The following is a 26,637-nucleotide window of genomic DNA, read 5'->3' on the forward strand; positions in this document are numbered from 1 at the left end:
ATAAGTTTATGAAAAAGGTACTGACCTTTGGCACATTTGATTTATTTCATATTGGTCATTTACAGATATTAAAACGGGCAAAAGCCCTAGGTGCTTATTTAATTGTTGGTGTATCAACCGATGCGTTAAATTTCTCTAAAAAGCAGCGAAACCCAATATGTAATGAACAACATCGCATGGAAATAATTAAAGAATTAAAATGTGTTAATGAAGTTTTCTTCGAAAAGTCACTGGAGTTAAAGCGCGAATATATCATCGACACTAAGGCTGATATATTAGTGATGGGCGATGATTGGCAAGGGCGCTTTGATGAGTTTAAGGATATATGCGAAGTTATTTATTTACCAAGAACACCTTCAATTTCAACCACTGAAATTATTGAAATAGTAAGAGAAATAAATTAAAAACAGCAGAACAAATGAAAACTTCCATTTGGTTTTATTAAGCACAACTACTAACTTTTAAAATACAGCCTAAACTCTGTTATTAAGTCGTGAACTGGTGGTTCATCTTTGTCATTTTAATGTCACACATTTGAAATACCCTTTAATCTCTATAGATTAAAGGGTATTTCAAATGAGCGATATTATTTTATATGGGGCTTTTGATCGTCACAATTATGGAGACTTGTTATTTCCATTAATAATGGAACGTGTCATTAAACACCAGTTCCCGGATAAGTCGGTAGTGGTAGCAGGCTTAATTAATAGTGATCTATCTGAATACGGCGCACCCAAAACTATTGCTATAAATAAAGCGTTGAAAAGTAGTAAGCCTGACGCAACGGTTATTCTTGCTGGCGGTGATGTTGTTGCTTGTGATTGGCAATCAGCATACGGCTACCTACTACCTAAGGTAATATTTCCACTATATGAGCGGATTGCTTGTTATTATTTTTCAAAAGTCACCGATAAGTTAGTTTCACGAATAGTGGGTTTAACCTCAATACTTCCCTTTAATTTAAATCGCAATGACTTAGGGGCTGCACGGAAGATTATCTATAATTCAGTGGGCGCTACAGGGGTTTCTAGCGTTACCAATGAAAATGAAATGTTGTCGTTAAGCAAAGTGATGAATGAAGCGAGTTTTGTCTCTGTTAGAGATGTATTTTCACAGACTCAATTAACAAGAATTGGATATTCATCCCCAAAACTGGCACCTGATTCAGCTACCGTTATGTCTGCATACATATCGGTTGATGAATTGGAAAAAAAATCGTCATGGGCAACTAAAAATATAATTGAAAAATATATTGAAGGGTATATCGTTTTTCAAATATCAGAAGCACATATTCATGGTAAGGAAGCCGCATTTGCCATGGCATTATCGAACGTAAGTCGCAATTGCAAGTTACCGATAGTATTTATAGCGATAGGAAATGCTGCAGGACATAATGATGCTGTAGGGGTGCATAAAGTTTCGGCTATGCTAGCTGATGATGTTACTTATGAGACCTACTTAGGTGGAAATATTTTTGATTTAATGAATATTATTCGCAACGCTGCTTGCTATTGTGGTACCAGCTTACATGGCTTGATTACTGCTATGTCTTTTGGCGTACCAAGGGTAGCTTTACTGCCCAACCTGAGAAAACAAATTAATTATATGCAAACTTGGGATCTGCCTCATATGCCTAAAGGAATTAAACCAGAAGAGCTAACCTCAGCGATAGAAGTAGCAATGGCTACACCAAATAAAGACTTAAAAGCATTAGGAAATAAATTAACTGATGCTTATATGACAAGCTTTAAGCGTTTAAGTGAAAGTTTTTAAATACAGCCTAATTAACCGTCTTTTTTCTGGGCGTTTGTTGGGTGATTTCTAATTCATAATGCTAACAAAACATTAAACAGTTATGTTTATTATCAGTTTTCAACAAAGTGGTAGAAATAGTTTCTTTGATTATTAAAGGTAACGTCGTGATGGTTCACTTCCTTTAAGAAAGCAGCTATATTTACACTTATCAAAATATATCTTAAAACTGAAAATATAAATATAATCATAGGTTTTTCCGATATCTATAAGTGAGAAATACTTTACAGATTTGAGTATGATTTTTTATTTAGCGTTTAACAAATTAAACTTGATGACTAGGTTCTCTGTACGTACAGGCGGAGAATATTAGCGGGGATTAAAAATGACTTTTAATCTGCCCTTTTGGTTATAGCATTAAATGAGTTAGCCATTTATTAAACCTATTGACTCTTAATCTTAGTCTCTTATACACCACACAAATGAGTAATAACTAGTGTCTTTCGATCGGAGCGTAGATGTGATATCTCCCGTATATCAAGCCCAAAATACAGAATTAGATTCCAATATTCAAAACGAAATTTTACAAACGAAAAAATGGAAAGTACTGATAGGAACATTTTTATTTGTTCTTATATTATCGTTAATCTTGGTATGGACGAGAGAAAATATTTTTGAAAGCCAAGCGACTATCCAGCTTTCTAAAACGCAAATACCCGTTGAGCAGTCTTCTGCTACTTTGATGACAGATAGTTTGCAAAGTCAGCAGCGCTTAACAAGCCACAGCATATTAACAGCAGTTAATCACAGTATATTCGTTAATTATGGTATACAAAGCAATGTGCAGTTACTGAGTGAAATGCTAAGTGCAGAGCTCCAAAATGGTCAAATTATTAACCTTAAGGCAACAGGTAGTAACCGTGAGCAATTGCAGCCCATCTTGTCTACTTGGGTAGAAGAATACCTTCATGCTTTCAGTGCAGAAAACAATAATAATAATGCTGACAGTATATTAAGAATAAGTACCATGCTTAGTGCTTTAGAGGAAAAAATATCGCAGCAAAAAACAGTGTTAATTGCCTATAGCCAAAATAACAACATTGTCTCTCTTGAGCGTGATGAAAATAGAATTTTAAATAAAGTAAACTCGTTGGGGAAATTGCTACATACTGCCGAACAAGACTACCTCAACCAGCAAGAAATAGTAAACCGTATTAACTATGCTAAAAAAGAAGACCAGTTAATTATTCATCCTAAAGATGAGGTTACTATTGGCACCATAAAACAAAATATAGCTGAAATTGAAAATCAACTGAGTGACTTTTCTGAGAAATATACCCGAAAATATATGGAGAAAGATCCTAGAATAATTTCGATGAAAAAAACATTATTAAACCTGCAAAACCAATTAGAAGAACAAAGTCTATTAAGCCAGACCATGTACGTAAAAGAAGCGAATAATAACTTGCTGGTAGCAAAAAGTAAGGTAAGCCTATTAACCGAGCAACTTGATACTCTCAGTGTAAAAGCGCAAGTTTTTAATCGTAGTTTAAAAGAATATACGCGTTTGAACGATTCATTAAATCAGTTGGTAACGCAAGCGCAAAGCCTAAAAGATAGCCTGCTTGTACAGGAAATGCAGCAAGTAGCTAAGTCTCAATTTAAGGTGCTAGAATATCCGTTTGTGCCTAGTTACCCGATTGCACCGAATAACCAAAGAGACTCTTTGATTAGCCTGCTAGTAGCGGTTGTTATTTCACTAATAGCATTATTTTTGTTTAGTTATATTGTACGACAAAAACAGGCATCAACAGTTTTTTCAAACTATACCGTAGTGCCCAATGACATGAGCGATAAGCGACAACTGCTTCATCAGCAAGAGGCTCAAACATCCGAAAATCAAGCACTGCTTGAACAAAAATCTGCTACGGAAAATGTTCGACTTTTAAGTGCTGGTGAATGTCATAAACTGGTGAGTTTTGCTAGTAAACAAGGAAAACTTGTTATTTTGCTAGTATTAAGTGGGGTGAATATTAAAGAGTTATTAGCAATTAAGTTACAGGATGTTGATTTAGAAAAAAACACCCTTGAAGTTAACGGAGCGTTCGCCAGAAATATAGTGTTAGCACCTGAAGTCAGTGTGCTAACTGCAGACGTTATGCAGTATAAAAACACGCAAGACAATATTTTTGATGAAGATTATTCACTTGAAGAACTATCTCATTTAATCACTAATAGCGCTCATGACGCAGCGTTAGCAAAACCAGAAGGCATTAGCCTAGAAAGCTTGCGACATACCTATCTTACTTTTCTGTCTGAGCAAGGAATAAAATTAAATGATTTGGAAAAAATAGCAGGATATATTAACCCCGCACAGTTGTCGCATTACCGTACAAATAGTATTAACACACAGTTGGAAAATACAGAAATTAGAACAATATACCCAACACATTAAATTAAGTATCTTTTGATGTGTTCAGGGCTTTATTAACAAGCCTTATAATAAATGTCAGGTAATTCTTGATACATTGAAAAACTTACAATCTGGACTAACTAGCAGGCTTTAGAGCTTAGAATAATCTCTAGTAAGTTTTTAGCCGGCTCTAGGTTACTTCCTAAAGCAAGTATGCTGTGGCTAATCATAACGGCGAGTGCCGCTAATATCCTAAATTAAATTATTGTTTTGCTATCAATAACGCAGCTAAGTGCAATTGTATTTTGGCGGCCCAAATTATAATCCTAATTTTAAGGAAATATAAACAGCAACAATAATTGACCAACAATAAAGCATAGATCGAACAGCAAGGCGTGTAGAAAAGTGTATTGCATATGCTGGATTGAGCTTTACGAGTCTAATGTGGGACGCTATTGCCATACCTAAAAAGATGAATAACAATAGTGTGAACATTCTACTGATAAAAAAGCCTGTTATCATAAAACCCACCAAAGAAAAGAACAGGGTTTTGTTTAGAAACAACTCTGCTTCTTCTTCAGGTGGGAGAGCTGTTTCAGCGTCGTCTAGCTTTTTCTTTCTAATTCTATCTTGAACAAATAGATATCCCGTTAACGCGGTAAAAATCAATGCCCCGCCCCATAAAGAATAACCAGGCACCCCTAATTCAGCAGCAACATGAATATATGAATTGTGTGCCACTAAGCCATGTTCTTCAAGAAACTGCCCCATGCCGATACCAAAAATAGGGTTGTGTAATAGCATGAGCACCCCAGCATACCAGGCCTCTAAGCGGCCATCGGCAGACTCGTCCATATTACTTTGTAGAGATGTTATTACTGTAGCGGCAATAGGGGCGAGAACTACAATGGTAATAAATAGTTTTGGCCCCGCATTCATTACGATAAAATATACCGCAATTAAAGCACCCGCACCGAGCATAGTGCCACGAGAACCCGTTAAATAAATACCATAAAATAGCGCCGCCAATACGCCAAACATAAGTATTTTACTGACCGCTTGGCTTTTTTTATAAAAATAAACAGCAAAAGGAATGTTCATTACTAAAAACATACCTAGGTCATTTGGATCATTAAAAAACCCTAAATAAGTAATGCGCCGCTCACCAAGATTAATGTAACCAACAGAGTATGTGCCTAATGCCCAACCAGCGCCTTGATATGCCGTTTGTTGTACATAACCGTTATGCACCATAAGTAGTGCAGCAAAAAGGCAAACAGCCATAAGTATGTGCTGGCGCTTAATACTGGTTATACAGTTTGAATATAAGAAGAGAGGAAATAGCGCACTGACCATTATGCGCTCAGATTGCTCTACACCTATCATGCCTGAGCCGTTCAAGAACCCTGAGACTATAATTAACGGCACTAAGCCTAATATCATCCAATGCTGTGGATACATTTTTATTGGTCTATGCATGGCAACAGTAGCGCCAAAGGCAATAATGATAAAAATTTGAATGGTTATCCACTCAATACTTATTTGAAACATTTCATGTGGACGAATAAGCACTGAGGCGGTATATAAAAATAAAAAGAAGAAGCCTAACGGGGAGTCTTCGGTTTTATTTTTTGGGAAATAACGAGCCATATTTTTATAATTCCTTTATAAATTTTTTCTTAACACTCGGAACAATACGTGTAATAACATAATGCAACAGAGTCTTTTTAATGTCCTTATTAAGTAACAATACCCAACAAATGACTATAATCATTGGCAACGTAATGTTGAATATCACGGCACAACTAGTAAACGCTGAGCTATAGTTATGATTCATTAACATAATTATAACTTATTTGACCTGGCGCATAAATTATATCGTTAAGGTTTTATTAAATAATCTAATGATAAATAAAATCAGTTTACTTATTTCGTCAAAGCTAATTTCCATTTTTCTAATACTTTATAAGCAAATAACCTTATTGGGTTTAAGTTGATTTTTAAGTTCACCATGTCTATTTTTACATTTGAAAATTTGGACTTGTAGCTATCCTGATTACTACCCATCATAAAATCGTAATAGCAATGGTTACAGTTATCTATACTCCAAATATGTAAAGCTAGCCCAGGTGATAACTTTGAATATTGCCCATCATCCCAGCCACACTGATAAAAATACAAGGTTGTAGCATCACTCAAATAATAGTTTATTGCGATAGCTTTCCCGTCAACTAAAATAGCACTCATTTTTATACTATCACTATTATTTAACAATAGTTGCTGATGAAAAGCATTAAAGTTAGGGTGAAAAAAGGCCCCTAACTGCCCTTTTTCTTGCCAACGTATTTGATGAAAGCTGACTAATGTTTGGTAGTAATCTTTAAAGTTTTCAGGTTTAATCCAAACACATTTTGCCGAATATTGTTGAAATTGGTTTAATGACCGCTTATGTCTTGATCGAGTATTTCGACTTAACTCTCTTATAGACCAACGCTTAGTTTCAACTAAGTATCTGGTATTGTTCTGTTGAATATTATATTTAAAAGCGCAAGTGATTAAGGCACAGATATGACTGTTAGATAATGCCGCACGCCAAATTATTTGGTCAACTTTCATTAGCCTTAAACACAAAGCGAGTTCTTTTAACGCGATATCTTTATATCCTGGGGATATTAAGATATCGAGATATTCTGAAGCGACTTCGGCGCTTTCTGGTTCTCCCTGGCCTAATGGGTATAAAAGCGTGGGCAGGTGCCATTTTTTTTCATTTTGACAATAAAAAGGGGCAATGGCGATTATGTTATCATTTTGGTAAATAACGATACTGTGCAGCTGCCAGCTCGTTTGCCAATAATGTGCATACCAAGTATTTAACCACACTAATGAATTCATTAGTGGTTGATTATTAGCTTTCTCGTAGTCGTAATAACATTGAGACAGCTCTTCAAAGGAGCTAACTTTTATTATTTTAATTTTTTTTAAAGCAGCTGTTGTCGGCATAGTTATATAGGTTTAGCGAATAATCATTAGTTTAAGCTATGGTCTTTTTTAATTTTATTTTATCGGCAAGCAGGTTAAATATTATTACTTTAAGATTTTGCGGTAAAAGCATAAACCAACAAATCAAGACAATAAAAGGGAAAGTAAGCGCGGCAGAAAACACTAGCTCTAACCAAGTATCGACAGCAAGCCTTTCTAATGTTGAAGACCCAATAAACGATAACGAATAAACCAGAAATATTGACATAGCCAAGCGTTGATAAATTTCACCTGTTTTATAATCATTATAGTGTTTAAATAGCGCCATTTTCACAAATACATGAAAGATTAAACTGGTAATTGCACTAGCCATAGCAAGTCCAATTAAGCCAAATTCTAACCCTAAAAAAATAGCCATAGGGATATTAAAAGCAACACCGAAAAGACTAATTAAAGACAATAGCTTATGGTTGGCTTGTGCGAGCAAAATGCCATTTGCGCTAGTATTAAAGCCAGCACAAAGTACAGAAAAAACAGAAAAATATAAAATAGAAGCTGAATATTCAAACGCTTCTCCGACCCATAAAACAATGAACACTTTGCTAAACATTAACAAACAGGTAAACATTACGCTCGCGAGAAAAATATTGATAGTGGTAGTTTGAATAAATATTTTTTCCATATTCTGTTTTTTAGCGGCCATTTTATTATAAACCGGCCCAAAAACACCGGTAATTGTGCCAACAAATGCTTGAGCATGCATAATTAAATTGGCGGCAATTTGTTGAATAGCAAGGGAAGATAGATCAAATAATCTTGTAATTATCATCGGGCCTGATTTTGAACCAATAGTTATTATAAGGCCGTTTAGCACTAAATGTTTTGAATAAGAAAAAAGTGCTTTTATTTCATTTAGGCTAGCTAATTTTACGTTAAAAGCGAGGCTAGGGAATAAACGTTTAGCATAAATGACTTTTAGTATATTGGTAAGCACATCAGAGGCTAGGGTGGCAACAACAGCCCCCCATATATTTAAGTCTGATATTAACCAAAATACGAGTAATGCTTTTACCATTGCATTTAAGGAAGATAAATTAGCGTCAATATCAAAGCGTAATAGGCCAGAGAAAAAACCATGAAAAGGGTTCATCAAAAAACCCCAAAAAATCTTTATAGAAAGTACTAATAGTATTTGAACTAGGGTTAATTGGTCAGGTCCAGTAACGCCAAAAATTGCAGGTACTTGGGTCAAGCCAACAAGTGCTAAAACTGAAAAAAGCCCTAAAATAGCAAAAAGCACTATCCCTGTTGAAAAAACAATATTTACCCGATGATTATCTTTAAGTGCAAGCGCTTGAACAACTTGTCTCTGAACGGCTTGTGGAAAGCCAAGATCGACAACATTAAACCAACCTAGAATAGAAAGTACCAATACCCATAAGCCATAATCATTACTACCAAGAACACTAATTAAGTATGGAGTGAGTAATAATGACGTGATGACGACAATGGCACGCTCTAGGAATCTAAAAATAGAACCTTTCAATAACTGCTTTTTCATGTTTTTTCTTAATGTGTGGCCTCTATGAGTTTAGAGGTATCGTGTTTAGTCATCAGACAGTTGAATTTAACTAAACCGCCTTTTACTTAAGACAATTGAGCCGTAGGTCTAGCGGCTATTTAATCAATAATTTTTTATTTTTTGGCGTCATACAGTGATATTAAATCGCGTCTTATAAAACTCCACATCATGCTTCAGCATTTCACCGACAGCGAGAATGGTACTTTCATCTAGGCTCGGGGGTTTTACTCTTCGTTGCCCTAATATTTTCTTAATAAAATTCTTCACGTTATTATCTGGATCAATGGCCCTGATCAGTTTCGCGGGCAATAAATTATACACCCAACCGAACCCTAGGTTCCTTTGCGTTACTTTATCCACTGTCTGGTTCGTGCGAATTTCTACCGTAACATGATGTGAAACCACACCAAGAAAATCAAAGCATTTATCCAAAAACGCCTGAGGACACGCCTTCAATTCATCTGAGCTGAGAACCAATACATTCTCGGAACCAAAAATATCTTCTATCAAAGGTACATAATATGAATATCGGCTGCCCCTTAGATAAGTTGCAAAACCACCATTTTTTAACGGGTTATGTATGTCGTAACCTTTAGCCTCTTCTTCGTGGATTGCCTGAAGCAATGGCCTATTTTCTTTCTCAAGCGCCCAAAGCCACCGATAGTGCGAAAGCAAACGTTCTACGGGATCTCTAAGTAGGAGGATGACTTTTGGATTTATCAGTTTCTTTTTGATACGACGAAGCGCCTTCTCATCATAACAGTAGCTGGTGCTTGATTCCCCACAAAAAGAGGGATGAAACCCTAGATCATAAGAAAATAGACGGTCATACCATGCTTCACCTTTTAAATATTGATCATCATGTGAAAAATAATGAGGCTCTTTTTCTTTTGACATACTGATTTCAGGATGCAAATCAAGATATTGGTGTAAGCTACTTGTACCACACTTGGGGAATCCAGGAATAATCAAATTACATTTCATTGATAACTCGAACTAAATTTTGCGCTCACCGCCTCATTATAAGGTACTCCAGTCATAAGAGAGAAGCGAACGTTCCATTTCAAAGGAATTGATTTTTTCTGTGGTTCTAATGGGTAATGTATTGTAGTAATTGTAACTTTTTCCTTGTTTAATATGATGATACCGTAACGAAATTTGACGAGAACACTCGGATTCACTATGGCCGCCGTTGTCCTAACCTCTACACTAAGATAGCTTATGTGCCGCTAGAATAAATATTATTTATAACAACACGAACGATATTTCATATTTACCATATCCTTGTAAATTAAAGAATGAATAAAATTCATTCACTTCTTGCCTATTAACTAACTCTTTTCGCCAAATTAATAATAAAAAGTAAGTCATTCCCCTGTACATTTAACAGCGAGTGTACATAGAATGTAAAGATAATGTAAACATTATAAAAAAATAGACTTTATTGATAATTAGATAATATGTGATTAACAATTAAGACAAAGAGCTTAAACCTGTTGAGAAGAGTTTCGAAAAGAGTCGTATTTAGACGGTAAATAGACCCAGTAATGTTAATAAAGAGTGAATGATATGGATGTTAAATTAATTAAGTTACAAAGCCATGGCGATGATCGTGGCTCACTGGTTGCTCTAGAAGAGTTAATTAATATACCTTTTGCTATCAAACGTGTTTACTACATGTTTGACACGCAAATAGAGGTTCGACGTGGTTTTCATGCCCATAAACGACTAAAGCAAATTGCTATTGCCGTTAGAGGGTCATGTAAATTTATGCTTGACGATGGTAAGGAAACCCAGGAAGTCTGTTTAGATAACCCTGCTGTAGGTTTGTGTTTAGATCCTATAATTTGGCATGAAATGTTCGACTTTTCGGAGGATTGCATTCTTATGGTGCTTGCGGACCAAGTCTATGACGAGTCTGATTATATTCGTGACTATGCCGAATTTGTTAAGGTTGCTAATAATGCTTCATAATTTATCGGATATACAATCTAAAAATATAGGTAAAGATACTAACGTATGGCAATTTTGTGTGATATTACCTGAAGCTGTAATTGGTGAAAATTGTAATATTTGTTCGCATTGTCTAATTGAAAATAAAGTGATCTTAGGGAGTAATGTCACAATAAAAAGTGGTGTTCAAATATGGGATGGCATTACAATTGAAAATGATGTGTTCATTGGCCCTAATGTGACATTTACTAATGATAAAAATCCACGCTCAAAGCAATATGCCGATATCCCTTTAAAAACAACGATTAAATCGAACGCATCCATTGGCGCTAACGCAACAATTTTACCAGGGATAACCATTGGTGAGTTTGCAATGGTTGGTGCGGGAGCTGTTGTTACTAAAGATGTAATGCCATATACAACCGTAGTTGGTAACCCCGCTCGAGAAATAATAAAATGATTCCATTTTTAGATCTAAAACAAATAAATGCCCAATATCAAAGTGAACTCAAGGCTGCTTGTGCAAAAGTTATAGACTCTGGTTGGTATGTATTAGGTAATGAAGTAAAAACATTTGAAAACGAATTTGCACAATATTGTGGAACAGTAAAATGCTTAGGTGTTGCCAATGGTTTAGACGCTTTAATTCTAATTTTTAGAGCATACATTGAACTTGGATTTATGCAAAAGGGCGACGAGGTTATCGTACCCGCTAACACTTATATTGCATCAATTCTGGCGATAACAGAAAATGGATTAGTTCCTATTTTGGTTGAACCCAATATACATACCTATAATTTGGATCCCCAATTAATTAAGAATGCTATTACGAATAAAACTAAAGCCATTTTGACTGTGCACCTATACGGACAAGTGACAGGTATGGATGATATCAATACTATAGCTACTGCGCACAACTTAAAAGTGATTGAAGACTGCGCACAGGCACATGGCGCTATGTATAAAGGACAAAAAGTTGGCGGTTTAGGTGATGCAGCAGGATTTAGTTTTTATCCTGGAAAAAATTTAGGCGCATTAGGTGATGCAGGCGCAGTAACTACAAATGATTTAGAACTAGCTAATGCAATATCTGCACTGAGAAATTACGGTTCACATGAAAAGTATAAAAATATTTATAAAGGCATTAATAGTCGCTTAGACGAAATACAAGCGGCGATGCTAAGAGTGAAACTAAAGTATATAAGTGAAGAAATAACAGCTAGAAAAAAGGTAGCTCAAGCTTATTTAAAAGGAATAAATAATCTGTTAATTGAATTGCCGCATGTTGATGATATGGGAAGTCATGTTTGGCATTTGTTTGTTGTAAAAACACCAGAACGTGAACAGTTGGCAAAGCACCTTGCCGATAATGGTATACAGTCTCTAATTCATTACCCAATTCCACCTCATAAACAGCCAGCATATAAAGAGTGGCAATGTTCTACCTTCGAAATATCTGAGGCGATCCATAATCAAGTATTGAGTATTCCAATGAGTCCTGTACTAACATCTGAGCAAATTGAAGAAGTTATTGCTGTTTGTAATGCGTTTGAGTGCAAGTGAAATCGAGTTCATTAAAGAGTAAGCTATTGTTTATCAGGGTTTTAGAGTAAGTAACGCGTGAATTTATAGTCTCTCTTATTGGATTTTATCTAATGTTGTTCCAATGGGAAATTTGGCGTTAGGAATCAAAGGCCTGAAATATTTATAGTTAATCGCATAATCGTTTATGAAAATAGTTTCGTTATAAATTATGCCGCGACCAATGTGCTTATCTGCTGGAAATCCAGGTTAAGTTAATTAAGTCTTTAACTTAATCTTTACAATACCTATTATGATTTCAGCAAACTTTTTTATAAAAACTAAGGAAATATCATTGATTGAAAATAATGCGAAGGAACGATTTCACGAGCGCCCATTAGTAACGTATATATTGCTATGTTACAAACAGGAACAGTATATTCGAGAAGCTGTCAAAAGCGCTCTTTCACAAGATTATGATAATATAGAATTCATCATATCGGATGATAACTCTCCTGATGTTAGTTTTGAGCTGATGAAAGCAGAAGTTGAAAGCTATGGCAAAACCTATAATGTCATTTTAAATGAAAATGAAAACAACCTTGGTTTAGTCCCTCACTTAAATAAACTTCTTAAAATGGCCAAAGGCGATATTATTGTACTTGCTGCGGGTGATGATATATCAGTTCCTAACAGAGTTAGCAGTACCGTTAAAATATTGGAAAATATTGACGTCACCTTTGTATCATTTAACGACCAACGAATCGATGAAAAGGGCAATGTGACATCAAATGGTACGCGAGTTCCATATGAGGGTGTAAAACTGTTTTCACTTGATGAATATATATCAGGTGAAAAAATACCTTTTAGTGGTGCTTCGCGAGGTTTCCGGAGAGTATTATACGACTATTATGGCGACCTTAATCAAGATTGCCCTACAGAAGATACGCCCTACATTATCAGAGGCTTGCTCACAGGCAAAGCTGCTATTTCATCAGAAATAGCAATAAAATATAGAGTGCATGGTGAAAATCTTTCTGGCCCAAAATATCTCCCGTTTATGAATATTAGTCATATTTCTAACCAATATCTTTCTGATTTGGATATTGCGTTAGAAAAAGGAATTGTAGATCAAACATTAAGCGAAAAACTAAAGTCTTGGATTACAACTAACCATTCTAGAAGGGTCAAATCAAATTTACGTACCCAATTATCAATCAAAAAATATACATTCAATTTTTTCTTAAACAATATATTACGTGATAGGCATTTTTCGATAAAGGAGAAGTGTATTTTGTTGATAAAATGCATTATAAAAAAACTATATATTTAGAGTGTTTTACAACTTTAAGTATAAGTAGATGAACTCATATAAAAAAAGTGGTTTTTAGTAATTTGGAATTATAGGTTAAATTATGGAATTTTTTACGAAAGTACAAAGAAAAGGGACTAAGTTATTAATTAGGGCAAAGGCTAGCGTTTTCAATAATGGCATTAATGCTTTTTGGTGGACCGGAAGAGTTAATTTCGGTGACTTGTTTACTCCTGAGTTGTTTCAATATTACGGCGTTTCGGCTCTTGAATCTAAACCTGAAAAATCCGACATTATTGGTGTCGGTAGTTTATTTGGAATGATACCATCCAATTTTGAAGGTGTTTTTCTTGGTACAGGTCTTATGAAAGATAAAAAAATGCATTTCGAAAAAGCCTCTTTTGCAGCGGTTAGAGGTGAGTTCACAAGAAGTAATCTTGGGTTATCCAATACTACTCCTATAGGTGATTTTGGTTTACTAGCTAACAAATTAATAAGTAAAAAGATAATCAAAAAAAAATACGCTGTTGGTTTTATTCCTCACTATGTTGATCAAGGTCATCCTTGGTTGAACACTATGCAAAAATACTTAGGAGTTGATGAGTGCACAATAATCGACGTTAGGAATTCTGCAGAAAATGTTACAAAACAGGTTGCTGAATGCGAGTTAATTCTTTCATCATCTTTACATGGAATTATTGTTGCCGACTCTTTAAATATTCCGAATGTTTGGGTTGAGTTATCCAGTAAAGTTGTTGGAGATGGTTTTAAATTTAGAGACTATAATACTGCGATTGATTATGAGCAGGCTGCATTAAAAATAGAAGAAAAAACAAAGTTTTCTGATATTACCAACTTTGTATCAGATAAGAATGCAGACAAAATTAGAGATAAAATAGACGAATTAGACGATATAATTGTTCAAGTAATAGGAAAATAAAATAATTAACTTATATGGGTAATATGAAAGCAGTTTGGATGATGTGATGGCGTAACCCAAGGACCTAAAGTGATAGTTACGCTATAAGAAGAAATTTTTGTGTTATTTTTATTTTTATTTTAAATTTGAATTTACTAAGGTCATAATTTTTCCTAGAGTAAACAAAATTTTTCTTTCAAGACTGCGTGATTTACCTCCAGCAGTCATAAGGGTTTTATATATATATTTAGACGTGAGCCCTTTATGTTGCCTAAATGCGTGCCAATGCTTTTTTAAAAGCTGGCAATGCCCAATCAATATAGTTCGACCATTTGATGATATGTTGCCATGATCCATTCGCCTTACCTTGGTTAGTGCTTGATTGATAAAACCTATTCTAAACCCCTGCTGAACTAGGCGTATACTTAATTCATGATCTTCAGAACATCGTATTTTTTGATCAAAATAGTTAACGGCCTCTAACGCAGCTTTAGTAATAAGTAGTGAGGGTGGAGTAACTTGCATTGACTCTAATAAATCAACAATTGTTAAATCAAAAGGTTTATTAACAAATGTTGAAAGATCCCCTGTTTTATCAAAGGTAGTGACACCAGTATGGCAGGCTGAAAAGTGCGGATGTTCTTCTAAAAAGGCTAACTGTACTTCAAGTTTAGTGGGTATCCACATATCATCAGCGTCTAAAAAAGCAATCCAAGTACTGGTTGCAGCTTTAGCACCCGCATTTCTAGCAGTAGATACGCCTTTGTTTTCTTCAAAATCTATGACTTTTATATCATCATATTGAGATAAAAAATCCAATGCTTTAGCACCACAACCGTCATTTACTACTATAATTTCTTGAGGTTGAATTGTTTGTTGCTTTATTGATTGGTATGTTTCGTCAAAAAACGCTTCAGCATGATAAAAAGGAATTACGACACTAATAGAGGGGAGCATTAAACATTCCATTGTTTGTTTCAGTAAATTAGCTACTAAATGTACTTTTATTCTAATTTCCATACAAGCTTTTAGACCTATTTCTTTTAATGATAAGGAAGATGTAGTAATTTATAAACAATAAAAGGCGATGTTTATTGTTACGGACAATTTGCTTTGGTAAGTAGATTTTATAAGGGAATATAATGCAAGTAAGGGAATATAATGCACAAAAATGAAAAGCCACTGAATATTTTACAGTTAACATTGTCATTTGAGAATGGCGGTCGCAAAGAGGCCATTAGAAACCTCGCAGCAGGTATGCAAGGAGCTGGACACAAGGTTTTTTTAGGTTGTGTTTCTCATTTAGGTGCAGATGAGATAGATTTAACCGTATTTGAAGACACCATTGTATTTGATCGGAAAAAACTGTTCGACTTTGCTGCGGCAAAAAAGTTAGCGCGATTTTGTGCTTCGCATAACATAGATTTAATACATACACATGATGCTGGCAGTTTGTTTTTTTCATCGCTCGCTAAATTTTCTTTCAATAAAACACCACCTCAAATCATGACTTTTCATCGTTCATTAAACTTTGAAACAGCAAGCTTTAAAAACAAATTACGTAATATGTTTTCGCTAATAGTTAGCGAAGGTGTCATTACTGTGTCAAATGCTCGCGGTCGAGATTTTATTGCCAGCAATTTAATTAAACCTAAACGATTACAGTTAATTAATCTTTCTGCAGATATAAACAGATTTACATTTGATCTTGATGCTAGAAATCGTATTAGGGATGGCTTTGCCATTAAACCAACCGATATTGTTTGTGGTGCCATGGGGCATTTTGGCTTAGAAAAAGGCATTGATGTAGTTATTAAAGGTTTTGCTGACTTGCAACAGCGCCTGGGTGGCGAAGGTAAGTCAGTACACTTGATGATTTTAGGCAAGGGTAATGAGCAAGACACTAAACGGTTAGAAAAGCTGATCAGTGACTTTAAGGTTGAAAGGGTTATTTTTGCCGGTTTTCATCCTGATCCTGAATCTTACTTTTCGGCATTTGATATTTTCTTACATTCTCCAAGGGAAGAAAATGGCGCTACGGTATTATTTGAAGCAATGGCGACAGGTTTACCTATAGTTGGGTCTTTAATTGGTGGTGTGCCTGAAGCTATCGTAGAAAATGAAACCGGTTTATTGGTTGATAGCGACACGCCCAAGCAATTGGCTGATGCAGCCCATAAAATAATTGTTAATAATGAGCTTAGAAGCGCTATGGGACTGGAGGGCTTTAAACGATGTTACCTCAACTTTACTCGAGAGCATTATTTTAATCGCCATGTCGACTTTTATAGAGAAGTTTTAAAACAAAATTAACCATAAGTCATAAAGGAAATGTAATGACTACTATTACCATAGTGATAACTCCAAGAGAGCGATATTACGGTGTTATTGAGTGCATTGACGCTGTTTGTGAAAATACTGATGAGCCATTTGATTTAATAATAACGGATATTGGCTACCCAAAGGCTCTTATTAAGCAAGTTGAACAACGTATTAAAAGTATACCGAATGCTAAAATAATTGATTATGGTGGCATGGTCACGCCTATGAAAGTGTTTGAGCATTTAGTGCCTATTATTAAAACCGACATGTTGGTTTGGGTTGAAACGGATACTACTGTGTTGCCTGGTTGGATGCCGCCACTGATTGAAAGTATTAATGATGGCGCTGCTTTTGTTTCTCCATTAACGCTTGAAAAAGAGGGCGTTGATCAAGGCGCTAAGATTCGAAACCATTTATATACTTGTAAAATATTGGTTGTTGAATATGAGGGTGTTGATTACTTAATTGAAGCTAAAGAATATAGAAGAGAGCTACCAGAGAATATACCGTTAGAAATTAGGCCGACAGAAACTTTTGAGTGGCATACCGTAGCTTTTAAAACTGAAGATCTACAAGAAATTGATTTTCCAGATATGGTCATGAGACAACAAATAGATATTCCTATGCAGTTAAGAGCACAGGGTAAAACTATGGTTGCCAACCCCTTTTCAAAAGTGATATTTGATAATTTATGTACTCGATTAACCATTAAAGACATGCAATATTTCTTTTTTGTTTGGTCGCATAAGCTTAATGAAAAATCGCATCGAGAGTTTGAAAAAAGATGGGGCTATAATTTTTATTCAGAGCAGTCTATTTATAATTGGGTATTTCGCCGTAAGGCTTTTTTGATTTGCCGATTCTTTTTTATTCCTATTCCCTTAGCAAATAAAATTACCGGGCTGGCTAAAAGAATTTTTTGTAAAGACTGGGATCCTTTGAAAGATCCAATCGGTGATTCAAGACAATTATCTCAAGAAATAGGTAATCCAGAGCCGAATCGTTAGTGTTTACTTAATTGTATTGTTATTTCCACCTCTTTTGAGGCTAACACTTCACAAGAGGTATTTTTACACATTCATATTTATTATATGTTCATTCTAAGTTTGTTATGAAACAAAAAAAAACAAGTAAAAAAGTAGCTCACATTATTGGTAGCTTAAAAATTGGCGGAGCTGAACGCTTTATTATCGATTTGTCGATAGCGCAAAAAAAACTCAATATACAACCTGCAATTATTTCATTAGGCAGCCCAACCGATGATTTGGTTGGTACTTGCCACGTCAATAACATTCCGGTTGCCTCTTATTCAAGTCACTCATATATAAAGTTATGTAGAGTGTTTATGGTTTTATTAAAGTTTGATGTAATTCATGTACATTCTCCTCATGCATTAAAATATTTAAGCTTATTTTTACCTTTGCTAAGAAAGACGGTTGTTTATACCAGACATGGTGCCGCACCATACTCTTCAACACCCTGGTTAAGGTTTCACCAAAAAATTAAGCAATATATAGCTGCCGTTACTTTTGTTTCTCAAGAAGGTAAAGATAACTTTCATCAAGCTCATGAATGGGGAAATGTTACTAGCGTTGTGGTTGATAACGGTGTTTTGATAGAACCAGTAAATAAAGTGCCTGCTAAAAGTGAAGTTTTAAGAATTGGTTCAGTCGGTAGGGTTATTCCTTTAAAAAACCAGATAGGATTACTTAAAGCTATTCAACGCTTACCTGCAGACTTACAAACTAATGTTGAAATACACTTTTTTGGTGATGGCCTAAGTTTAGAAGATTTAAAAACTTTCTATAAAGAAAAAACGCCTACTTTAGCTGTTACCTTTCATGGCATGGTGAACGACCGTGAACTGATTTATTCCTCTTTAGATTTACTCGTTGTTACTTCCGAAACGGAGGGGTTGTCGATGGTAATTATTGAAGCTATGGCCAATAGTATTCCCGTTGTCGCGACTAATGTGGGTGGTAATCCAAGACTAGTCAAACATGATGAAACTGGTTGGTTGTTTGAATTTGATGATGATCAAAAATTAGCAGAACAGATACTGAATATTATGAATAATAGATCGCTTGTTGATGAAATAGGTACCAATGCTCTTGCTTATATAATAGACAATTTTTCTATTGAGTCATCAGCTAAAAAATATGCTGAGCTTTATGAAAAATAGAGAAGCTACATGTTTAAACGTTTAAGCCAAGCGTATTTTATTTTCTGTTGTGGTATGTGCTTTTTGGTCACATTATTACCTTGGTGGCCGACTTACGAAATACTGACTATTCCTAAGTATGCGTTATTATTTGGTCCACGTTGGTGGTTGTTGATTGCTGTTATTGGTTTGTTGTTTTTCTGGCGTTATTTGTCAAAAGCACAATTATGGTTTTCTTCCTTGTTAATTTTATTATCACTAAATTTTTTAGACTTTCAATTGCCTAGCCCAAGTTCATACTTTTCAACTTCAACTGCAACTTCAGATGAAATATCAGTGCTTAGTGCTAATATTGGTGGTGGCGGCTCTAAGCGAGAGCTTGAGTATATTGGCTTCACTAGGAAGCCAGACATAATTTTATTGCAGGAAGCGAGAAACATAGCGCTTTCAACGCTATTTATTGATTATGATTTTAAGGAGTGTATTTCTGGTTTATGTATTTTTAGTAAATACCCTTTCAAACGAGTTAAAGTACTAAGTAGAAGGTTATTTGAGGGGTGGGGGACTTTTGCCATTTTCTATCAAATTGAAACCCAGTTTGGTCAAGTTTCTTTAGCGAATGTACACTTTGAAACGCCGCGTTCAGTACTGATGGGCTTAATTTATCGTTTTTTTGATTTTACATTGGCAAACACCATAGAGAGTAACCGGCAATTTGAAGCTGAATTAGTCAGCTTGTGGTCAAAAAACAAACCCTACACCTTAATTGTGGGTGACTTTAATATGCCGGAAGATGAAAATACTTATCAGCGTAATTTTACACATTTAAATAATGCGATTGGCATCAAAGGTATTGGTTTTAACGCCACTAAGCATACGGTATGGCATGGCGTAAGAATCGATCATATTTTATATTCTGATGACTTTAAGTTAAAGGCTGTTGATGTTGTTGAGGTTATAAATGGCGATCATCAGCCCGTGTTTGCTACTTTTAGTGTAGGTAATACCCATTAAATTTATTAAGGATTCAGCTTTACCTTTACCCTCACTTTACATAAGTAATGAGAGCAAATTTTAACAACAAGGTGCTTGATGGGTGCTTACATCGCCTTTACTCGTCATCTGGGTATATGCTTCATGTATTCTTTAATACCTTGCTTTAATGACTAACACCTCTTTAGAACATGGCTCCAGGGCATTAGTAAAACCTAATATATTGATGTAAGCCTCTAGAATAAAACAAGAATATTTTTTTGAGAAATAGCTGGCGTGTGTGCTTGAAAGCAACAATATTATTAAATATTTAGACCATTTAAATGGAGCACTTAGTTAGTATCATAGGTGTAATTAATAAAAGGATTTTTGATGTTAAAATTAGCGCTTATTGCGGTTTATATTGTTTTGGTTTTTTTCTCAACTCATAGCTTTAGTGTTGAAAATACTATTACATTTGATCTTGCCACCATTAATAAAACCATTAATGAAGAGTCGATATTTTTATTGCTACCCATTCCAAATCAACGTGTTGCTTTGAACAGTAGCTTTTTTTTAACTGCCAATAACCATCCGATTAAAGCTAACTACCAGGTACTTAATACTTGGCCAACCATGAAGAGTGAGCCATTTATTCGCCTGCTGTCGATTGACCTTAGTCGTTTGCAAGACTTTGCTGAAGCACTGGGGCCTAAAGAACTGACGCCTAAAACACTGACGCTTACTTGGTTGGATTCAGATAAAGCACTTGCTGTTCAGCAAATTAATGTTAATCAATCTAATTTAAGCCAGCTTGTTTATCCTTCAACACCATGGTTGGTGCAAAGTATATTACTACACCCGGATAAAGCAATAGACACCAGTTGGTACACCGAGCCGCAAAAAAAATACGCCCATTATTTAACCAATCAGGCCTTGTTGAGCAAAAAAGGTTATCCAGCACGCCAAGCAAGCCAATGGTTGTTTGACCGTCCGCAAGCCATTTATCAATTATTTTTAATGTCAGGTGAAAACCAATGGTTAACAAAAGCCAATAAACTTGCAGAATTTTATATTAATAATATTGATGAAAGTGGCCTATTTGTTCTGAAAAAAAACTTTGACCCTAAATATTTAATGCCGAAAGGTTTGTTGTATCGTTATTTACTTACGGGTGACGTTGAAGCAAAAAAAACACTTAAGCGAATTTTTGAACGTTCACTAGACTGGGATGAAAGTTATAGTTTAGGGCGTGGTTTTTGGACTGAGCGTAACCAAGCGGCAGCGTTAAATGTGGCTGTTTCCTATTGGGAGCTAACTCATGATGAGGCAGCCTTAGTCCGCATCAATAACATTATTGATGCGAGCGTTGCCATGACGTTTAATCCTGACAATAACTGGCCATTAAGAGGTTGTCCGCAGCATGGTTATAAATCACATGAAGGTTGGGGTGATGACACGCCGGCTTGTTCGCCTTGGATGATGGCTTTATTAGGTGATGCACTATGGCGCTTTTATCAACTAACCGGTGATGTGCGAGCCGCGTCTTTAATTGATGCCTTTGGCGACTTTATTTTGAATTATGGTATTTACTATGGTGATGCTAGGGTAAAGAATATTGTGATTGCTAAATACATAGTATCTATAGAAAACCCTGAGCAGGAAGAGTTGAATCAATGGACAGATCCGCAGCATGCTTGTGATGTTGCCGCTTTATTGGGTAAGTCAGCGTATATAAAGCAAATAACCAAGCAGGATAACTTTATGGTTAAAACCTTGTTTCGTGCTTTATTAGAGCAATGCTCAGGCGCTTATACAAAATTTAAAAAAGCACAAAAAAGCACACGAGAGAAAAATTACTGGGTGCTGAGGCCGCCGCGACGTTTTGGTTGGATGTATTCAACTACCAGTGACTTACCTTGGTTAAAGAGCTTGTTGTTAAATACTGACTAATATTGCAATAGGCTTACGTGACCTGGTCAACTAAATGTAGATACCTTAGTTAAGTCGTTTTCTTAATTTCATCATGTTGACCTGGTTAGCTAGCGTGTTAGTTGATGATATTACCTTAGAGGTTTTGTAACTCAGCTTCACAATTGTGTTGCTTGCAAGGTATAAAGGTCCAATGTAATTTTGTTTGATTGATGTTTTTGAATGCCATGGTTAATCGGGCGATTTTGAAGGCGGTAAGTGACGGAAATTGTTGTTGGTTGATTTCATAACTGACCAGAATTAATGCGCTTTTACCCTCCTTGAAAATGCGGTGTATTTTTATATTTTGATGGTTTTCTTGCCGAATGCTTTTCCAACCACTAGGTATTAAATTATTTTCATAATAACTGGGTTTACCATCTAAGGCTTCACCATTAAAAACATAAGTAAGCTTAATAGTGTTGTCGTTTGAAGGTATATTGTGAGTGACAAAAGAATAAAAATGTATTTTTGGCTGTATTTCAAAAGCAGCATCGCTGGTTAAATTTTCAGTAGCAGTAGCAGGTACAAGCATTGCGCTAAAAGTGGTTGATGACAAGCCCAACATTAATACCAATACCGTCATAGATGGATAGCTAGGGCTATTTTTGATTTGTGTTGTATTTGAGGTTGAGGCAATTAAGTCAATGTCAGAAAGCTTGTTACCCCACCAAAAAAGAAAAATCATAAATGGCACATAAAGATACCAGCCAAAAGTATTATGATCTTGCATCAAACTACTTTCCATATTGGTATATTCACCAATTAATATTAACGCTGTAATTCTTATCCAGTTAGTCAGTAGTGCCCCAAAAATAGCGAGGGCAAAAAATCCTAACGCCTTTTTGACATTATTAATATATAGAAAGCTAAATAGTGAACTGATCGCTAATGAAACGATCATGTACCTTAAACCACTACAACCATCAGCTATTTCAAAAACACCTGCAGGAATAGTGACAAAGTTACCTTCAACATAAGTCGGCACACTGGTAAAACTCATAAAGTAGGTCACTAGGCTGACCGATATTTCTTGAAGTATATTGGTCAACATGCCCCAAACTGGCATGATGAAAATTAGAAATATGCTAGGGAAAGCTATATATCTGTTCAATTTGTAAAGCAGATTAATACTAGTGACTAAAACTGCTAGCAGAGAGCACCAGTAACCTAAACTTATTTGGGCATTGCTCATTATAAATAATGCTAAACAAGAAAAAATAAATATTACCGTTGCAGGAATGGATAGTTTCTCTCGAAAAGTCAACTTTCCTGCTTTTTGCAATATATAAAACAAATACAGTGAAATAATGGGTATTAAGTAAGCATGAGAGTATGTGCCATCATCAAAACTATGTCGCCATAAAGTGACTAAAATAGGTATGTTTAATAAGGCAACGGTGAAAAAAATGAGCAAGATACCTAAAAGCGGTGTCTTAAAGAAAATACTAACAATTTCAATGTGTTTGTTAAATTTTATCATGTTATTTTATCTATAATATAACGGGAAGAATAAATGAAAAGCTTATCTAAAATTAACGCTACTGTTAATTACAATAATAAAATTTATTCAATCGAGTTATTGTTATTGTTGTTGTTATAATTAAGTTAACAAGATTTTAATGGTTTGTCTTTATTTAAAGGGTTATAAGCAGCTATATTTACTACAGACAATAAATAATAAGTTATGAGAGCAATATTTATCTAGGTATTAAAGTTAACTTTGATGAAAATTTAGTCGCAATGCTAGGTTAATTCATTGAGAGCATAGTTAAATATTAAGAATAAAACACAAGGAGTGGATGTTTTGAAATTCAATCAATTAGCAACGTATTTAGGGTTCGCGGTTTTTATATCTGCTTGTGGTGAAAATACAACGTCACAAGAGCATGTTGTCAAGGCGAAGTCTGCGATAGAAAAAAACGAACTAAGTACAAGTGAAATAGAATTAAAAAATGCTTTAAAAGTTGATGGGGAAAACGCGGAAGCACGCTTTTTATTGGGTCAGTTGTATTTATCTCAAGGTAATAGTTTAGTTGCTATTAAAGAGTTAGAGCGAGCGCATTCATTAAACTACGACGCCAATAAAGTTGTACCTTTATTGGCAAGGGCTTATTTTTTGGCTGAAAATTATGAAGATATTTCAAGCTTATCTGAAGACGGTGAATACTTAGTTATAGAGAGCAAAATTAAGTACTTAGCCTTTAAAATTATTGGCGCTGTCTTTAGCGAAAAACTTGAGGTAGCTCAAAAAATAACCCTGAAAATAATGTCACTGTCTGAGTCCAACTCCTATACCTTGTTAGCAAATGCTTACGTTAATTTTGCCGAAAATAATAATGAAGAGGCACTTTCTTTAGTATCAGCAGCTTTACTAGCAGACTCTCAAAATATTGATGCCTTGTTGTTAAAAGGTCATATTTCTTTTGCTTTAAATAAATTTGCCAGTGCGACAGAGAATTTCAAGCAATATGAAAAATACCAGCCACAAGTGGGCGTAACTAAATTGTTTATTGCTCATTCATTATTACGCGATAATAAATATGATGAAGCTGAAAAATATGCCGATGATATTCTTGCCTTTAGCAGTGAACAACCGCTAGCAAATTATGTAAAAGCTGTGGTTATGTTCGATAAAAAGGACTTTAGACTTGCCAAGTCACATGCCGAAACTGCGCTTAATCAAAACTATAATTTGCCAGTGTTAAAATTAATTGCTGGCACGAGTGCATTCAATTTAAATAATTATGAAAGCGCTTATCATCACTTAAACGCTATTGTAAAACAAATGCCAGATAACCACTATTCAAGGAAAATATTGGCGATAAGTCAGCTTCAGTTGGGGTTAATTGATGATATAAATGAAACACTCATTGGCTTTAACGCTACTACTTCTGAAGAAGTACGTTTTTTATCTAGTTTGAGCTTTCAACTTGCAGAATTAGGGGCCGTTGACCAAGCTAAGATTTTAGCAAAGCAAGCTAATGAGAGTGCAACCGAGTCGAATGCAGAGCAAAGTGTTCGTAGCGGTATATTAAAATTAATGACTAATGATCCTTCAGGGGTTGCAGATTTAGAATTAACACTTGAAGCCAATCCAAATTTTGAAGGTGCAGAGCTTGCGGTTACTTATGCTGCATTTCAAACAGGTGATTATGATAAAGCGCTTAAACTTGCTAAGGCATGGCAAGAAAAACAGCCTGACATAGCGGGTAGCTATAATATGCTCGCGGCTATTTATATTGCGCAACAAAAAAATGAGTTCGCTACCCAAGCATTACAAACAAGTTTACTTAAAGAAGCCAATAATCTATTTGCGCTTACCGAGTTAGCTAAGCTTAATTATACGGAGGGTAATAAAACAGCAGCTGAAAAATTTTCCCTGCGTGCGATTGAACAATATCCAGATAATGCAAAGGCTTTACGCTATAACTATGCATTAAAACGCGATGAGCAAGCGTTAGCTAAAATTGAGCAGGCTTATAAAAAAAGTAGCGATAATATGGCATTAACTTTGTTATATATTGACGCGCTTATTAATTCAGGTGATTTGACACAAGCGCTAGTTATTTCCAATGGCATGGAAACTAATATTAAAACACCCAAAAAGGCCTGGTTACAACGTATAGCTATTTATAAAAGGCAACAGAATGAGCTGCAATTAATTACCACCATCGAGAAGTGGTTAAAGGCTAACCCTTATCATATAGAGCCTATTTTAATGGTTTCGGATTATTACGTTAAGCAAAGACAAGTAGACAAAGCACTACATTATCTCGATAAAGCTTTGTTGGATCATCATAAAGAAAGCTTGGTATTGAAAATCGTAAAAATGCAATTGTTGTTGGATTATAATAAGCTTTATGAAGCCAAAAAACTCTATCAAGATCAACAGGTTCAGGGTGTTAAGTCTGAGTTTAAATCAGGTCTAGAAGGGCGTATCGCTTTTCTAGAAAAAGACTTCGTTAAGGCCGCTCAAAAGTTAACGCTTTTTTACCAAGCTTATCCATCACGAAAAAATGCCTTATTACTTGCCTTGGCGTTTAAAGGTAGCAACCAAGAAGTACGAGCACAAAAGGTTTTGCAGGAATATTTGGCGAAAAATGAGCAAGACGACCGTATACGAATGATATTGGCTGATAGCTATTTAGCTACGGAGCCTAACAATGCAATTTTAGCTTACGAAAAAATGCTTATTAATGAACCTAGTAATGTCATTGTTCTCAATAACCTTTCATGGCTATACTTGGAAAAAGGCGAATTAGAAAAAGCACAATTGCATTCTAAAAAGTCGATTGAAATTGCCCCTGACAATCCAAATGTTATCGATACAAGAGGCATGGTTCTACTTAAAATAGGGGAAAGGTTAGCCGCATGGAAAGCGTTATCAAAAGCATATAAAATAAGCGATGGGCAGGATATGAGTATCGCGCTTAATTATGCAGAGGTATTAATTGCCAATAACCTTAATAAAGAGGCGATAGCACTATTGCAACAATCAGCAACTAATAACAATGAACTTAGCCAGCGAAAATCGTCGCTGATGACACTTGCGAAAAAACAGTAGTACTTTGTTTTACATTGACTTTGTATTAACTATTTGTTAACAATTGGAGGTGGCAGCTTATCTTGTCTATAAACATTTACTTGCTATTGTTTGTTGTCCAAAAGTAGCAAGTAAATAAAATTTCCAATGATGCCTGTCATACTGCTAAGAATATGCTTAACTAAATGAATGTCATTAGGCTTTGGACAGCAAGTGCTTTGCTAATATGATAAC

General features: G+C 35.2%; 20 protein-coding genes. 14 read left to right on the forward strand and 6 right to left on the reverse strand.

What is annotated here, in order from left to right:
- Positions 1–8 precede the first annotated feature (8 nt).
- From H4J41_RS16805 to H4J41_RS17760, 3 genes are all read left to right on the forward strand, one after another.
- Positions 9–404 carry an adenylyltransferase/cytidyltransferase family protein gene (locus H4J41_RS16805; protein ID WP_182137266.1) on the forward strand — a complete coding sequence of 132 codons (396 nt, stop codon included), beginning with the start codon at positions 9–11 and terminating at the stop codon, positions 402–404.
- 172 nt (positions 405–576) lie between these two features.
- Positions 577–1,773 carry a polysaccharide pyruvyl transferase family protein gene (locus H4J41_RS16810; protein ID WP_182137267.1) on the forward strand — a complete coding sequence of 399 codons (1,197 nt, stop codon included), beginning with the start codon at positions 577–579 and terminating at the stop codon, positions 1,771–1,773.
- Between the two features lie 499 nt (positions 1,774–2,272).
- Positions 2,273–4,207 (forward strand): tyrosine-type recombinase/integrase, encoded by a 1,935-nt coding sequence (locus H4J41_RS17760; RefSeq protein WP_182137268.1) that lies wholly within the window; start codon positions 2,273–2,275, stop codon positions 4,205–4,207.
- A 276-nt stretch (positions 4,208–4,483) separates the two neighbouring features.
- Here H4J41_RS17760 and H4J41_RS16820 read toward each other — a convergent pair whose 3' ends face one another.
- The 4 genes from H4J41_RS16820 to H4J41_RS16835 all read right to left on the reverse strand — a co-directional run bounded on the left by H4J41_RS16820 (position 4,484) and on the right by H4J41_RS16835 (position 9,710).
- Positions 4,484–5,815, reverse strand: a complete 1,332-nt coding sequence (locus H4J41_RS16820; protein WP_182137269.1) for an O-antigen ligase — start codon at positions 5,813–5,815, stop codon at positions 4,484–4,486.
- Positions 5,816–6,091: 276 nt separating this feature from the next.
- On the reverse strand, positions 6,092–7,057 hold the full coding sequence (locus H4J41_RS16825; RefSeq protein ID WP_182137270.1) for a GNAT family N-acetyltransferase: 966 nt from the start codon (positions 7,055–7,057) through the stop codon (positions 6,092–6,094).
- Positions 7,058–7,196: 139 nt separating this feature from the next.
- A complete protein-coding gene (locus H4J41_RS16830; RefSeq protein ID WP_182137271.1) occupies positions 7,197–8,705 on the reverse strand; it encodes an oligosaccharide flippase family protein in 1,509 nt (502 codons plus the stop codon).
- 147 nt (positions 8,706–8,852) lie between these two features.
- A complete protein-coding gene (locus tag H4J41_RS16835) occupies positions 8,853–9,710 on the reverse strand; it encodes a sulfotransferase (RefSeq protein ID WP_182137272.1) in 858 nt (285 codons plus the stop codon).
- A gap of 585 nt (positions 9,711–10,295) precedes the next feature.
- Between H4J41_RS16835 and H4J41_RS16840 the strand changes: the two genes are divergently transcribed.
- The 5 genes from H4J41_RS16840 (at position 10,296) to H4J41_RS16860 (ending at position 14,452) form a co-directional block, all read left to right on the forward strand.
- A complete protein-coding gene (locus tag H4J41_RS16840; protein WP_182137273.1) occupies positions 10,296–10,700 on the forward strand; it encodes an FdtA/QdtA family cupin domain-containing protein in 405 nt (134 codons plus the stop codon).
- Positions 10,690–11,139 carry an acyltransferase gene (locus tag H4J41_RS16845; RefSeq protein WP_182137274.1) on the forward strand — a complete coding sequence of 150 codons (450 nt, stop codon included), beginning with the start codon at positions 10,690–10,692 and terminating at the stop codon, positions 11,137–11,139. The genes H4J41_RS16840 and H4J41_RS16845 overlap by 11 nt, the downstream gene beginning before the upstream one ends.
- The gene (locus H4J41_RS16850; RefSeq protein WP_182137275.1) at positions 11,136–12,242 is read left to right on the forward strand and encodes a DegT/DnrJ/EryC1/StrS aminotransferase family protein; all 1,107 of its coding nucleotides are present in this window, start codon (positions 11,136–11,138) and stop codon (positions 12,240–12,242) included. The genes H4J41_RS16845 and H4J41_RS16850 overlap by 4 nt, the downstream gene beginning before the upstream one ends.
- Before the next feature lie 313 nt (positions 12,243–12,555).
- Positions 12,556–13,533: a glycosyltransferase gene (locus H4J41_RS16855; protein WP_182137276.1), complete on the forward strand. Its 978-nt coding sequence runs from the start codon at positions 12,556–12,558 to the stop codon at positions 13,531–13,533.
- Between the two features lie 82 nt (positions 13,534–13,615).
- Positions 13,616–14,452 (forward strand): polysaccharide pyruvyl transferase family protein, encoded by an 837-nt coding sequence (locus H4J41_RS16860; RefSeq protein WP_182137277.1) that lies wholly within the window; start codon positions 13,616–13,618, stop codon positions 14,450–14,452.
- Positions 14,453–14,566: 114 nt separating this feature from the next.
- Here H4J41_RS16860 and H4J41_RS16865 read toward each other — a convergent pair whose 3' ends face one another.
- Entirely contained in the window at positions 14,567–15,451 is an 885-nt protein-coding gene (locus tag H4J41_RS16865; protein WP_182137278.1) for a glycosyltransferase family A protein, read from the reverse strand.
- Between the two features lie 141 nt (positions 15,452–15,592).
- Between H4J41_RS16865 and H4J41_RS16870 the strand changes: the two genes are divergently transcribed.
- The 5 genes from H4J41_RS16870 (at position 15,593) to H4J41_RS16890 (ending at position 21,839) form a co-directional block, all read left to right on the forward strand.
- Positions 15,593–16,744, forward strand: a complete 1,152-nt coding sequence (locus H4J41_RS16870; protein WP_182137279.1) for a glycosyltransferase family 4 protein — start codon at positions 15,593–15,595, stop codon at positions 16,742–16,744.
- Between the two features lie 23 nt (positions 16,745–16,767).
- Positions 16,768–17,760 carry a glycosyltransferase family 2 protein gene (locus tag H4J41_RS16875; protein WP_182137280.1) on the forward strand — a complete coding sequence of 331 codons (993 nt, stop codon included), beginning with the start codon at positions 16,768–16,770 and terminating at the stop codon, positions 17,758–17,760.
- A 104-nt stretch (positions 17,761–17,864) separates the two neighbouring features.
- Positions 17,865–18,935, forward strand: a complete 1,071-nt coding sequence (locus tag H4J41_RS16880) for a glycosyltransferase family 4 protein (RefSeq protein WP_182137281.1) — start codon at positions 17,865–17,867, stop codon at positions 18,933–18,935.
- Positions 18,936–18,944: 9 nt separating this feature from the next.
- Positions 18,945–19,928, forward strand: a complete 984-nt coding sequence (locus H4J41_RS16885) for an endonuclease/exonuclease/phosphatase family protein (RefSeq protein ID WP_182137282.1) — start codon at positions 18,945–18,947, stop codon at positions 19,926–19,928.
- 351 nt (positions 19,929–20,279) lie between these two features.
- Positions 20,280–21,839 (forward strand): hypothetical protein, encoded by a 1,560-nt coding sequence (locus H4J41_RS16890; RefSeq protein ID WP_182137283.1) that lies wholly within the window; start codon positions 20,280–20,282, stop codon positions 21,837–21,839.
- Positions 21,840–21,954: 115 nt separating this feature from the next.
- On the opposite strand, the gene xrt is transcribed toward H4J41_RS16890, so the two are convergent.
- A complete protein-coding gene (gene xrt, locus H4J41_RS16895; protein ID WP_182137284.1) occupies positions 21,955–23,340 on the reverse strand; it encodes an exosortase in 1,386 nt (461 codons plus the stop codon).
- A 324-nt stretch (positions 23,341–23,664) separates the two neighbouring features.
- Here xrt and prsT point away from each other — a divergent pair, with 324 nt between their 5' ends.
- A complete protein-coding gene (gene prsT / locus H4J41_RS16900) occupies positions 23,665–26,424 on the forward strand; it encodes an XrtA/PEP-CTERM system TPR-repeat protein PrsT (RefSeq protein ID WP_182137285.1) in 2,760 nt (919 codons plus the stop codon).
- Positions 26,425–26,637: the final 213 nt, after the last annotated feature.

This window comes from Colwellia sp. MB3u-45, from assembly GCF_014077005.1.
GTDB lineage: Bacteria > Pseudomonadota > Gammaproteobacteria > Enterobacterales > Alteromonadaceae > Cognaticolwellia.

Bases quoted from the DNA above. Each gene is read 5' to 3' on its own strand.
- H4J41_RS16850 (WP_182137275.1), top strand. From the start codon at position 11,136: ATGATTCCATTTTTAGATCTAAAACAAATAAATGCCCAATATCAAAGT.
- H4J41_RS16805 (WP_182137266.1), top strand. From the start codon at position 9: ATGAAAAAGGTACTGACCTTTGGCACATTTGATTTATTTCATATTGGT.
- H4J41_RS16845 (WP_182137274.1), top strand. From the start codon at position 10,690: ATGCTTCATAATTTATCGGATATACAATCTAAAAATATAGGTAAAGAT.
- H4J41_RS16885 (WP_182137282.1), top strand. From the start codon at position 18,945: ATGTTTAAACGTTTAAGCCAAGCGTATTTTATTTTCTGTTGTGGTATG.
- H4J41_RS16865 (WP_182137278.1), bottom strand. From the start codon at position 15,451: ATGGAAATTAGAATAAAAGTACATTTAGTAGCTAATTTACTGAAACAA.
- H4J41_RS16830 (WP_182137271.1), bottom strand. From the start codon at position 8,705: ATGAAAAAGCAGTTATTGAAAGGTTCTATTTTTAGATTCCTAGAGCGT.
- H4J41_RS16825 (WP_182137270.1), bottom strand. From the start codon at position 7,057: ATGAATTCATTAGTGTGGTTAAATACTTGGTATGCACATTATTGGCAA.
- H4J41_RS16835 (WP_182137272.1), bottom strand. From the start codon at position 9,710: ATGAAATGTAATTTGATTATTCCTGGATTCCCCAAGTGTGGTACAAGT.
- H4J41_RS16810 (WP_182137267.1), top strand. From the start codon at position 577: ATGAGCGATATTATTTTATATGGGGCTTTTGATCGTCACAATTATGGA.
- H4J41_RS16875 (WP_182137280.1), top strand. From the start codon at position 16,768: ATGACTACTATTACCATAGTGATAACTCCAAGAGAGCGATATTACGGT.
- H4J41_RS16880 (WP_182137281.1), top strand. From the start codon at position 17,865: ATGAAACAAAAAAAAACAAGTAAAAAAGTAGCTCACATTATTGGTAGC.
- H4J41_RS16890 (WP_182137283.1), top strand. From the start codon at position 20,280: ATGTTAAAATTAGCGCTTATTGCGGTTTATATTGTTTTGGTTTTTTTC.
- xrt (WP_182137284.1), bottom strand. From the start codon at position 23,340: ATGATAAAATTTAACAAACACATTGAAATTGTTAGTATTTTCTTTAAG.
- H4J41_RS16840 (WP_182137273.1), top strand. From the start codon at position 10,296: ATGGATGTTAAATTAATTAAGTTACAAAGCCATGGCGATGATCGTGGC.
- H4J41_RS16860 (WP_182137277.1), top strand. From the start codon at position 13,616: ATGGAATTTTTTACGAAAGTACAAAGAAAAGGGACTAAGTTATTAATT.
- H4J41_RS16820 (WP_182137269.1), bottom strand. From the start codon at position 5,815: ATGGCTCGTTATTTCCCAAAAAATAAAACCGAAGACTCCCCGTTAGGC.
- H4J41_RS16870 (WP_182137279.1), top strand. From the start codon at position 15,593: ATGCACAAAAATGAAAAGCCACTGAATATTTTACAGTTAACATTGTCA.